Source organism: Thalassotalea marina, assembly GCF_014656435.1.
GTDB classification, from domain to species: domain Bacteria; phylum Pseudomonadota; class Gammaproteobacteria; order Enterobacterales; family Alteromonadaceae; genus Thalassotalea_C; species Thalassotalea_C marina.
Genome location: NZ_BNCK01000003.1, coordinates 160,094 through 172,122 on the forward strand (window position 1 = coordinate 160,094; position 12,029 = coordinate 172,122).

The 12,029-nt window shown below is 40.7% G+C and carries 11 protein-coding genes; 5 read left to right on the forward strand and 6 right to left on the reverse strand.

Going from position 1 to position 12,029, the window contains the following annotated elements; genetic code table 11:
- Both IE199_RS07200 and IE199_RS07205 read right to left on the reverse strand, forming a co-directional pair.
- Nucleotides 1-429: a RidA family protein gene (locus tag IE199_RS07200; RefSeq protein WP_189768683.1), complete on the reverse strand. Its 429-nt coding sequence runs from the start codon at nt 427-429 to the stop codon at nt 1-3.
- 3 nt (nt 430-432) lie between these two features.
- Nucleotides 433-1,893 carry a 2-hydroxymuconic semialdehyde dehydrogenase gene (locus IE199_RS07205; protein ID WP_189768684.1) on the reverse strand — a complete coding sequence of 487 codons (1,461 nt, stop codon included), beginning with the start codon at nt 1,891-1,893 and terminating at the stop codon, nt 433-435.
- Nucleotides 1,894-2,152: 259 nt separating this feature from the next.
- Between IE199_RS07205 and IE199_RS07210 the strand changes: the two genes are divergently transcribed.
- The 4 genes from IE199_RS07210 to IE199_RS07225 all read left to right on the forward strand — a co-directional run bounded on the left by IE199_RS07210 (nt 2,153) and on the right by IE199_RS07225 (nt 4,574).
- A complete protein-coding gene (locus IE199_RS07210) occupies nt 2,153-2,596 on the forward strand; it encodes a hypothetical protein (RefSeq protein ID WP_189768685.1) in 444 nt (147 codons plus the stop codon).
- A 12-nt stretch (nt 2,597-2,608) separates the two neighbouring features.
- The gene (locus tag IE199_RS07215; RefSeq protein ID WP_189768686.1) at nt 2,609-3,052 is read left to right on the forward strand and encodes a hypothetical protein; all 444 of its coding nucleotides are present in this window, start codon (nt 2,609-2,611) and stop codon (nt 3,050-3,052) included.
- A gap of 2 nt (nt 3,053-3,054) precedes the next feature.
- On the forward strand, nt 3,055-3,255 hold the full coding sequence (locus IE199_RS07220; protein ID WP_189768687.1) for a helix-turn-helix transcriptional regulator: 201 nt from the start codon (nt 3,055-3,057) through the stop codon (nt 3,253-3,255).
- A gap of 122 nt (nt 3,256-3,377) precedes the next feature.
- Nucleotides 3,378-4,574, forward strand: coding sequence for an EAL domain-containing response regulator (locus IE199_RS07225; protein WP_189768688.1), 1,197 nt, complete (start codon nt 3,378-3,380; stop codon nt 4,572-4,574).
- On the opposite strand, the gene IE199_RS07230 is transcribed toward IE199_RS07225, so the two are convergent.
- The 4 genes from IE199_RS07230 to IE199_RS07245 all read right to left on the reverse strand — a co-directional run bounded on the left by IE199_RS07230 (nt 4,571) and on the right by IE199_RS07245 (nt 10,815).
- Nucleotides 4,571-5,461, reverse strand: coding sequence for an ROK family protein (locus tag IE199_RS07230; RefSeq protein ID WP_189768689.1), 891 nt, complete (start codon nt 5,459-5,461; stop codon nt 4,571-4,573). The two genes, IE199_RS07225 and IE199_RS07230, sit on opposite strands and share 4 nt — an antisense overlap.
- A gap of 52 nt (nt 5,462-5,513) precedes the next feature.
- On the reverse strand, nt 5,514-8,186 hold the full coding sequence (locus IE199_RS07235) for a beta-N-acetylhexosaminidase (protein ID WP_189768690.1): 2,673 nt from the start codon (nt 8,184-8,186) through the stop codon (nt 5,514-5,516).
- 57 nt (nt 8,187-8,243) lie between these two features.
- Nucleotides 8,244-9,509, reverse strand: a complete 1,266-nt coding sequence (locus IE199_RS07240; RefSeq protein WP_189768691.1) for an MFS transporter — start codon at nt 9,507-9,509, stop codon at nt 8,244-8,246.
- 229 nt (nt 9,510-9,738) lie between these two features.
- Nucleotides 9,739-10,815, reverse strand: a complete 1,077-nt coding sequence (locus IE199_RS07245) for an acyltransferase family protein (protein ID WP_189768692.1) — start codon at nt 10,813-10,815, stop codon at nt 9,739-9,741.
- Nucleotides 10,816-11,161: 346 nt separating this feature from the next.
- Here IE199_RS07245 and IE199_RS07250 point away from each other — a divergent pair, with 346 nt between their 5' ends.
- Nucleotides 11,162-12,028: an AraC family transcriptional regulator gene (locus IE199_RS07250; RefSeq protein WP_189768693.1), complete on the forward strand. Its 867-nt coding sequence runs from the start codon at nt 11,162-11,164 to the stop codon at nt 12,026-12,028.
- Nucleotide 12,029 lies beyond the last annotated feature (1 nt).

Consider the following 12,029-nt stretch of genomic DNA (forward strand, 5'->3'; position numbering starts at 1 on the left):
TTACTTTTCACTATTTAACGGCTTATAAGCCACCGCTTTGCACTCAATAAGTAAGTGTGGATGTGGTAATTGATGCACGGCAACGGTGGTTCGAGTCGGCCCATCAAAGTCAAAAAATTCAGCATAGACTTCGTTATAACCTTTAAAATCGTTCATGTTGACCAAGAAGGTACTGATTTCCACCAAGTCTGATAGCTTTGCATCAACTGATTGTAAAATGTCGCGAATGTTTTCGATCACCGCTTTGGTTTGTGCACGAATATCTAAATTAGTCGCGCCAAATTCATCCACTTCGACACCAGCAAAACTATTATCTGGCCTGCGCGAACTGGTACCAGAAATATAGATAAAATCACCCGCTCGTTTGACGTGAGGAAACTTGCCTCGTGGCACAGCTTTTTCTGTTAATACTTTACTTTCAATTGTCATAGATTATTCCTCATCAACCTTGATGCAGATATTGACTGGTTCGCTGTAAAAGCGCATCGAATGCATGCCACCTTCTCGACCAATGCCAGATAGTTTCACGCCACCAAAGGGCGTTCTTAAATCACGTAAAAACCAGGTGTTGACCCAAACAAGGCCAACGTCTATTTGTGGCGCAACTCGATGAGCGCGAGATAGGTTTTCTGTCCAAATGGCACACGCTAAGCCATAACGTGAGTTATTGGCACGTGTTATCACTTCTTGTTCGTCATCAAAAGGCGAAACGTGGCAAATCGGGCCAAAAATCTCCTCTTGGTTTATCGGGTCATCATCCGATAAACCACAGATAACGGTAGGTTCAATAAAACAACCGTTATCTCGTTCATCATCAAAGCGCGGCACACCTCCCCCGGTAATGACCTCTGCCCCTTTTTCTTTTGCTTGTTGGTAATAAGACAGAACCTTTTGTTGATGATGTTTAGAAACTAATGGCCCGATAAGCACGTTTGGCTCTTTGGGATAACCTATTTTTATATTTTCTGCGTGTTGTTTAAGTTGCTCAATAAAGCTTGTGTAAATAGAGCGATGAACAAACACTCGCTCAGTACACAAACATACTTGCCCACAGTTGGTAAACGTAGAACGGGCAACCCCAGCAACAGCTTTGTTTAAATCGGCGTCTTCAAAAACGATAGCGGCATTTTTGCCACCAAGTTCAAAAGAAATAGGCTTAACACTAGGCGCTACCGCTCGCATAATATGCTGCCCAGTGGCAGATGCGCCGGTAAAGGTAACGGCATCAACCCCTGCGTGTTGGGTTAACATATCGCCAATATTTTTGCCTCTGCCTAAAATTAAGTTAAATACCCCCGTTGGTATACCAACGTCATGCATGACTTGAGCAAGTAAAAAAGCAGTTGATGAGGTTTCTTCAGACGGTTTTAAAATGACACAATTGCCACAAGCTAATGCGGGAGCGACCTTCCATGTCGCTAATAACAAAGGTAAATTCCAAGGTGAGATCACAGCGATAACACCTAAAGGTTTATTCACTGAATAGTTGATCGCTTTCTCGCCTGTCGCCGTTTCTGTGACAAAGGTTTCACCGTGATCAAATTTCACCATGTCAGCAAAGGTTCTAAAATTTGCTGCTCCCCTTGGAATATCAATGGTTTGTACTTGGTGCATCGACTTACCGGTGTCGCTAATCTCTGCTTCAATAAATTCGTCAATTCGCGCTTCAATGCCATCGGCGACCTTATGCAATAACGCACTGCGTTGATTAACCGACATTTTTCCCCACTCGCCAGTTAGCGCTTGACGAGCGGCCGCAACCGCTTGGTCAATTTGATCTTGATCTGCTTCGGCAATATCAGCAATTTTTTCACCATTAACTGGGTTAATATTGTCAAAATAACAACGACTTGAGACAAATTGTCCAGCGATATAGCAATCAAGTTTATCCATATTAGGATCCCAAGCTCCCAGCAAGTGGCAGAATTAAGTGTAGTAGCTCAATGTAACCGCAACAAACAATCAATAAAAATAGGTAAAAATAAACATTTACATTCAATTAATGAATGCAAATGATACCCAAACACACCACTTTGATACCTTTACATACCTTTATGATACCTTAAGGTAACAAAAAGGTTTGACTTGATGATACCTTAGGGTTACATTGATACCCAGAGGTATCAAAAATCCATTTAAAGGAGTATTTATTATGTGGAATGCCAATTTACAGGAAAAACATATTGCGATGATTGCAAAATCAAATGTGTGTTTAGGAGTAGCCATACTGTACTACCCCTTTCGCCATTATGTTGAAGCAATGATTGTCCCTGCTATTTCATCACTGCTGCTATGTGCTTTGATCATCTTAGGGCTATTTTGGGCATGCAAGTCATCATCAAATCAGCCTTCAATGTGCGCACAATACACAGATGAGTATGTCAAAGGTGTACTGTTGCGATCATACTACTGGACACTAAATGCAATTATTCCCTACTTAGCCTTGTTATGGTTTTCCGAAGGCTGGACGTATTGGTTAGGTGAGCCTGATATTTCGTTGGCAGGACAAATTGGTTTTGGCTTAGTGTTATTGGTTCAAGGCAGCACTGCTTGTTGGTGGTTATTTAGAGATCAGCTGTCTACCAAAGAAGAATAAGGAGCGATTAAAATGTCATTTATTTCAAAACAAGAGAGAAACTTATTAATTACAGCAAAAACTTTTTTGGCCGTCGGATTATTTAATGCTGTAGATGCAATTTACACCAGTTTTGATCTGCCTGTTAATGCTTTTATGGGGCTTTTAGGCGCCGCTTTACTGTTACTGGCAATATACTGGACGTTTAAAAACCTACAAAACGTTACCGATAAATACAGTGATGAATACCTCAAACATATTTATCAACAATCATATAGTTATGCCGCTATTGGTGCTGCTATACCTTTATTTACTTTTATACTGTTTGACGATTGGTTGGCACACTACTTTACCATCAAATACTCCGCAAAATTATGTATCGGTACTATGTTATCTATGCAAGGCGGCTATATTTTATGGCGTAACTTTATCGATAATCGATCGCTAAACAAAGATGAGCTACAAGACGGGGCGTAACTATGAGTGAAGTCAATAATCGCATTGCCGTGCTTCGCGCTGAGTTAAAAATATCTCAACAAGAATTAGCCGATGCCATTGATGTATCAAGAAAAACCATCAGTACCATAGAAACTGGGCGCTTCACTCCCTCGGTTACCATTGCATTAAAACTCGCCGGTTACTTTAATGTTGCCGTTGAGGAGATTTTTAGCCTGAATTAACGATGTAGTTTAATAACAAAAGAGAAAGATTAAATAGCTTTCTCTATTTGTTATGCATAATTTCAACTTTTTGCCATACTTTGTTGAATTAGCATTAAAGGATTGTAGACAGCGGGATGCTTATGGATTCATCAAAGTTTAACTGGTTAAACGTACTTTTGATTGATGATAGTTCAACCATTTTGAATTATGTCACCACCGTATTAGAAAACGAATATCAAATTGAGCACATTTATCAAGCTTCCTCAGCTTCTGAAGCGCTTCAAGTACTGAAAAATAACAACTGTTTTAATTTGCTTTTTGTCGATCTCAATATGCCTAATGTTGACGGCATTCAGTTGTTAAAGCAGGTCAGTGATTTACATTTTAATGGCTACGTTGTGTTAATGACTGGGGTTTCCAGCCGCATCGTCGCTTCCGTTGAATCGCTAATTAGCAAATACCACTTAAACTTTGTTGGCTCCCTAGTAAAGCCCATTCACCTTGATGATTTTATTCCCATCTTTGAAAAAATCGGTAATTTCACGCCGCCGAAACCTAGGCCTGAACCTTTAAAAACCTATGAAATTATTCGGGCGATAAAAAACAATGATCTTAAAGTACATTACCAGCCTCAAGTTGAAATAAGTGAACGAAAGCTTGTTGGTGTCGAAGCATTATGCCGCCTAGAACACCCAAGGCTAGGCATGGTTTCTCCCGATCGTTTTATCGATAAAGCAGAAGGCAGCGAGTTAATATTACACATTACGATGGCCGTTATTAAACAGGCAATGAAAGATTGGGCCAAGTGGCACCAGCTTGGATTAACCATTAACCTATCGGTCAATGCTTCGCCTTCTAGCTTACAAAGTGATGACTTTGCTGACAGTATTTTAGCGCTTTTAATTGCCTACAATATGCCCGCTGAGAATCTTTGTATTGAAGTGACTGAAAATATCCTCGCACGCGATGATGCTCAAGAGCTAGCGACAATTAATCGATTGAATATGCGTGGAGTTAAAATTGCCTTAGATGATTTTGGTAAAGAGCACGCCACCATAGACAGAGTACAAAAACTGCCGCTAAATACGGTGAAATTTGATAAAAGTTACTTTTTGTCATTCGAAAAAGACAGACAATATCGCAGTGCTCTTAATACCAGTGTTGCCATTGCTCAACAATTAAATTTGCGCACTTGTGCTGAAGGTATCGAGTCAAGAGCATCACTTGAACTAGCGTCAGAATTGCGAATAGATATTGCCCAAGGTTTTTTTATTGCCCGGCCCATGCTGGCCAAAGAAATCATACCTTGGGCAAATAAATGGAAAAATAACAGCTAACTGGCCGCTTGCTCTAAGTCTATAACATTCGACTGTTTGGCTGACTCAACATATAAATAGGCAGCGCCCAATAAAGCGGCGTTGTCTAACTGACCTTGCATTATCGTTAAGCCATTGCGTACTTTTTTATACGGAAAATTGTCTAACGCTTTTTCTAATGGCGCTATAAAAACATCAAATGACTTGGCGACAGAGCCACCAATCACGATCACTTTAGGGTTGATAACAAACATTAAATAACTAATAGCTTTTGCTAAGTGTTGGGCAAAGTCATTAAAAATCGCCAAGGCTTTTTCATCACCTTGCCTAGCAAGTTCAGCCAACTGGCCTCCATCAACACCATGATGTTTTTTGAAAAACGACCCAGAACAATAGTCATCTAAGGTACCGTTTAAATAAGGAATCCCCCCTAGTTCACCTGCGCAACAGTCTTGGCCAGTGTAAAGGGTATTATTGAGCATCAAGCCAGTTCCAAAACCTGTACCTAGACAGATACCCGCAACATGTTGCCCAAGGTTTGCCGCGCCACCATAAGCGTATTCACCAGCCACAAAACAGTTAACATCATTGTTTAAATACACATCAATATTAAAAATTTGTTCTAGTTCAGCTTTTAAAGGGTAATCGCGCCAAACTGGGATATTAACAGCGTCACACACATGGCCCGTGTGTAAATCGACAATGGTTGGCACGCCAATCGCTATTGCCACGGTATCGTCTTGCAATTGCTCACGAATACCTTCAACAAGAAACGCTAAAATACTTGAAGCATCGGCATGGGCGTCAAACAACTTAACGCAGTTTTGTTCAATTTGACCTTGGCGAAAACGGCCAAAGTTAACTTTAGTGCCGCCAACATCTAGCGTCACGATAGAATTTGATTTCATTGAAAAACCTAAAACACCAACCGAGCAAAAACGCTCGGTTGGTTATTGCTATTTACTTAACCAGTAAACTTCGACCAGCACGGTCACCTGCGGCATTTCTAGCACGCACTTCAACTTCACCAGTCACTTCAACAGGTTCGTTGTAACGTTGCCAGTTACCGCCATCTACACGATATTCAAGAGGTAAACCCGGTAATGAATTATTGATATGTAATTTACCTTCAATAATTTTGGCGCCAACCGTAGGTACACGATAAAACACACCAAGTTTATCTAACTTGATTAATTCTTTATGACCGAGGGTATTAGCAAAAACTTGCCAAGCTTGATCACGTTGTGCTTTTAACTCGTCAGTAAATACACCAGTATCCTTGTTGTATTTTGCACCGTCATAGTTGTACGGTACTGCCCAATTAGCTTGATGCCAAGCGCGTTCGGCAAGTGCAATCATACGTGGGTAAAGCATGTATTCAGCTTGGTCTTCACTGCGAATGGTTTCACTCCAAATTTGCCCTTGAACACCAGCAACCTGGTAACCTTTTGGCAGTGGTTGATGCAGGATTTTACCGTCTTCATCTTTGTGTAACGTGTCATCTATTTCAAAGTGATGGCCTTTGGTATCTACCCTAAATTCTGCATGAATTGGTAAGTTACCCGGCATAAAGTTAAATACGTTGCGGCTGTCGATACGACGAGATGCCCAGTTGTAACCACGTTCTTTAGGGTCAACTTCATAGGGGAAGTCAAAGTAGAATACATCAGGAGTCGATAATACGACGTTCCAACCACGATGCGCTTGCTCACTTGCCATCGCTTGTGCACCAGAAGCAAAGTGACCACCTGCTGGTAACGGCCCCCAAATATACGAATAAACGTCTTTTGGCATATTCTCTTTGTGTGTTTGACCTAAACCATCATTCCAACCACCAACAGCTATGCCTTTAGCTGCGATCATGTTAGACACTCGCTCGATAAAGTGTGCGCCTAAATGTTTGTAGTCAGTTACATCGTTATCTGGATTTTCAACCAAGGCTTTACATTCTGGCGAGTCAACCCAAGCACCTGCCGTTTCATCAGCACCGATATGGTAAGTGGTTAATGGATGATTTGCCTCTTTGTGTAGCGTGATCAAATCTTCTAATACACGGTCAACAAAGGCGTAAGACGACTCTAAACAGACGTTAATGGTATTGTCATTGTAGTTTTGAATTGAGCGATATTCTGTTTTGTCATCTAAGTCTGATAACAAATAACGCTTGGCTTCCACTTCGTTTTCTTGCGCCATAAAACGACGGTATCTTGCTTCCATCGCTTTTACTGCAACACGTGAGTGACCCGGCATATCAAGTGATGGGATCACTTGGATATGATGTTTAGACGCATACGCTAAAATATCTTTGTAGTCTTGTTCACTGTAAAAGCCATCGCGATCTGATGAATCAGCGCCACCTAATTGTGGTTGCATACAGGCTGTGTCAGTTAAATCCATACAACGTACTGCACCTATTTCCGTCAGCTCAGGAAAGCTTGGCAATGCAATACGCCACCCTTCATCTTCCGCTAAATGCATATGAAGTTTATTTAATTTGTATGCGCCCATTTGTTCAATAAGACGGAAGATCATTTGCTTGTCATGAAAGTTACGTGCAACATCCATGTGCTGACCACGGTAGCCGTACAAAGGCGCATCTTCAATGGCAGCAAATGGCACGGTCAATGAATTCACCGATAGTAAACCCGCTAACGTTTGCACACCATAAAACGCACCAGCTGAATCAGCCGCTTTAATTACCACACCATTTTGATCAATATTAAGCGTGTAACTTTCTGCATCTTTTAGCGTTTCATCAAGACTGATTGCAAGATTTACGCCTTGCTCAGACTGCACCACACCCAATTTAGTTAAACGCTCAAATGCTGCACTGACATCGTCACTTACAACATTAGATAACGATACCTTGATACCATTTGAAAGATCTAACGTTTCACCGCCAGATGCTACTTTAATCGTGTTAGGTGTTGGGATAACCGTATTAGCCACTTGGCTGTTATCAACGGCTATATCTTGATTGTGCTCATACAACCAAGTAGTGCCTGCGTATTGGTTGATATCTTTTGGTGTCGCCTTAATTTGTTTTTCGATGTTAGTGTAAGGCGCAATCCAAGGGGTTAGCTCTAGCTTAGACTCAGCATCAATTTGTGTTCGTGTGCTGTCAATCACTGCTGGCTTTAAGTTATCCGCTGCGATCCAATAATTTGGCATCAGCTGAGAGTGAGTGAGCACCGTTGCCGCCATAAACACTTGAACCGTTTGTGTCTCACCCGCTTTAAAGCCTTTAAAGCCGTCAGTTGGTGATATTTGATGAATATCACCGTTATAAAAGTCTACCGACAAAGTGTCAGATTTGCTGGCATAAATAGGATATACCTGAGAGTAGTAGATGCTCCAATCATTAACGGCCATATCTTCTGGCATAGTGAAATCAATGTATGCACTAAAACAGTGTTTAACTTCTTTGCCGTCTTTATCTGGACAATCGGTTTCAATATTACTCAATACTCGATATTTAACATCTAAGTTTGAAGCAATGTTGTCTAAACCAGCTTGATCAAGTGCAACCAAAGGCGAAGCCAAATTTGCTGGCTTGCTAGGTTGTGGATCACTACAGCCTGACAGCGCTGTCATTGCGACGCCGCAAGCAAGGAACAATCTAGATAATTTCATGTAAGATACACCCTGTTATTATTATTGCCAGCATGACCATCATGCTAACGAGATTTTTTACGCCGGATTATTCGCCGACGCTTTATTGAAAAGCTTCACTGTTTTGTTTGTGACTAAAGGTTTAGCCCAGTAACCAATGGCGAAAATATAACCTAACGTTATATAAACTACGACCATACCAATTCTTAGGTCGCCTGTCATGTCTGCAATTAAGCCAATAATGGGAGATGCTAAACCACCACCCACAATTCCTGTACATAAAATACCGGCAAATGAACCATGATGTTGTGCCACAGAGTTGAGTGCAAGTGAAAATATCACCGACCACATAACAGACAAAAAGAAGCCTACCATAGGAAAGGCCATAACTGAAATATCTGCACTACCAAATAACGCAGCGGTGAGTGAAATCATCGCACCGGCTGAAAATAATTTAAGTACTAACCTTGAATCTAAAAGCTTGACCAATAACAGACCCAAGACACAACCTATGGTTAACATTAGCCAAAACTCACTGACGGTATTGGCGCCAACAGTAACGGGATCTAAACCGTGATATCTTTCTAAAAACAAAGAAATAGCATTGGCAACGCCTTGTTCAGTACCAACATACGCTGCTATGCCGATAAAGAATAAAATCACCGATTTATTTTGTAGTAACTGGCCATAAATACTCAACGCACCTGAAGTCTCATCTTCTTTTCGCTCAACTTTAGGCAGTTTGATCAACGCGATTAAAATAATCATCACGACTGACACTGCGGCAAAAATCCAATACATAGACAACCAAGTCATCTGCTCAGGCACATTTGCACTAAAGAAATTAATTAACGCCGACTGCTCACCTGCCGCCATCGATTGCACGACATGACTGTAGACAATTGGGCTGAGTGTTGCGGCACCGCCAAACAATAATTGTGCTAACACAGAATAAAACGCAAAATGCTCTTGCCCGCCCGAAACACGCAATAGTGGGTTTATTGCCACTTGCAACATCGCCATGCCTGAGCCAATTAAAAACAGTGAGCCCATCGCCATAAAAAAGCTCGGCTGCATGGCAAACAAAAATGAACCGCTAGCCGCCATAACAAACGCAACTAACATGACAAATTTTTCGCCGTATTTATCCACTAACATGCCTGATGGGATCGACATCACCCCATAAGCGGCAAAAAATGAAAAAGGTAAAAAGCCAGCAACAGCTAAGCTGATGTTAAAGTCTTCAACCAACGAGGGAAATAGCGGCCCCAAAATATTGGTTATAAATGAGATGGCGAAAAATGTGACTAGCACAAGTAATACCGCCGTGTAGTTTGTTTTCATTAAATTGTCCTTAGTGTTGTTGTTTTTTACTTCCGTTAAATAGCGCACAAAATTTACACAAATTTAAAGCGCACTCCTTTTTACTTGATCAATTACTTGTTCACCAGCAAAAAAGTTTTCACTGCATATTTCATAAATTCATTGGTGGTAAGTTAAGGCTTAAGTACAAAATGAGCGCAGTATGTATCGTTTAAACAACATCAATCTGCGCTCACTGAACTTTAATTGGCTAAATTTTGATGAAAATCTTTCTTTCGTATAGCCATTTTGAACACCACCAAAAGAAAGCGACATGAGCAAAGGCAAAGACAAAAGAGGCGAATTTTTCTGGCATCACACTAGCAAGGGAGGTAAACATGAAACTGTGTAGTCCTTGATCACCAACAGTGAAAAAGCCATAACTTGCCCCCCATACCCATGACAACACATAGATAAATAGTGGATTAGTTCCATAAACCAACAACGGCGTCACTTGCTTTTCTACTTTCTTGATATCAATCAGAAAAACAAAAAACGCTAAGGTTAAACAGGCATAACCCGCCGTATAAATAACATAAGAACTGGTCCACAACGCTTTGTTAATTGGAATGATAAAATCAAGAAGCAAACCAGCTACTAATCCTAAAACACCCAATTGGATTAATTTAACCATAGACTCTTTTTTATCAGCAATTTGACTGATAAAACGTGTTACTTCAAAGCCAAATAAAACACTGACAATCGACGGAATAGTACTTAGAAGGCCTTCAGGATCAAAAGGTACACCAAAACCACCATAAACATGATTAGCACCTAAAACGATTAAATCGACCTGGCGCACTAGGTTAGTTTCCAATGCATAAGCACCATCACCTACACTTATCATCATCAAGTGATAGCCAATTAAAATCGCAGCTGAAACCAACAAAACTCCCATTCGACTTAACGTCAATACAATAAAGGCAGCAAAAATATACGCTAAGCCAATGCGCTGTAATACCCCCATAATCCGCCAAGTATCAGGATCACCAGTAAATGGGTAAATATTCAGTAGAAAGCCTATTAAAAATATCAAAAAACCACGTTTGATCACTTTAAACGCTAAGGCGGCATCAAGTTGAAAGTTTTGCTTTTTAAAAGCAAAAAACATCGCTGAGCCAACAATAAACATAAAGAATGGAAACACTAAATCCGTAGGTGTTAGGCCATGCCAACTGGCATGCAGTAATGGTGGATATACATATGACCAAGAGCCCGGGGTATTCACTAAAATCATCAAGGCAATGGTTAATCCCCTCAACGCATCTAAAGCAATATAACGTTGCACTATTATTCTCCGTTGTTGTCATTATCTTGGATGATACCTATGCCAAAGGCATAACAGGAAATTCCTTAGTAACATTGCCAACAAGCAAACGTAAATATTTGCTCCATAAACTCACTTAATGGTAGCTGTTAACAACAGCTCAATAAGCAGCGTTCAGCCCGTCCTTAGAAAGATTAAAATATCGTTAGTAGAGGTTAGTAACTTTGTGTATCGTCATTATTTTTTATCACTAACCCAAGTGATTGCGCATTAGCCCATTTAGTGTGAAGTTAAGCGCAGCACCATTGATATACTTTTCTATCAACTTATAATACTTTTCTATCACTCCTTAACCGGTGACTGTCTGTTGAAGCTACTGTTTGAAAAAATTCTGCCCTCTGAAAACGCCTCTTGGCGGTACTGGCTTTATCAGTCAAAAAACATTGGGTTTAGCTGGCACTACCATCCAGAATATGAAATTGCTCTTACCTTAGACAGTGAAGGACAGCGCTACGTGGGAGATAGCATAGAAAACTATGATCAATTGGATTTAGCCTTACTCGGGCCACGCTTACCGCATACCTGGTGTTCAGCACCGAGTGTTGAAGGCAAACCACAGCAGGTTTATGTCGCGCAAATTCCCGCACCTTGGTTAGAGTCTTTAATTTTAGGTATGCCCGATTTAGCATCACTTAAATCACTTTTAACCATGGCCAAAAGAGGCATAACGTTTAGCCATACAACAAAAACTCAGGTAGCCACGCTATTTGCCGAGATGGAACAAGCGAATGCAACCGAGCGTTTTATCGGCTTATTGCAAATATTAACGATAATGGCTCAGGACAAAGACAAAAAAGCGCTTGCCACCAGTGATTATCAAGCGGTCATTCCTGCTGATCATATATCTAAAAAGCTTGATACTGCCATTCGTTACATTCACCAACATTACACTCAGCAATTAAAAGCACAAGATGTCGCCGAGTTGTTACATATGAGCACCAACCACTTTCACCGCTTTTTTAAAAGCGGTACCGAACAAACTTTTACTCAAGTGGTGAACCAAGTACGTATTAGTAAAGCCTGCTCATTGTTGGTTAACACTCGGATGCCAATCAATACCGTCAGCGATACCTGTGGTTTTAATAATATTGCTAATTTTAACCGCCGCTTTTTGCAGTTCAAAAACATAACGCCGAGTGACTTTCGTAAAATTTACGCCAGCTATGTGAGCTAAT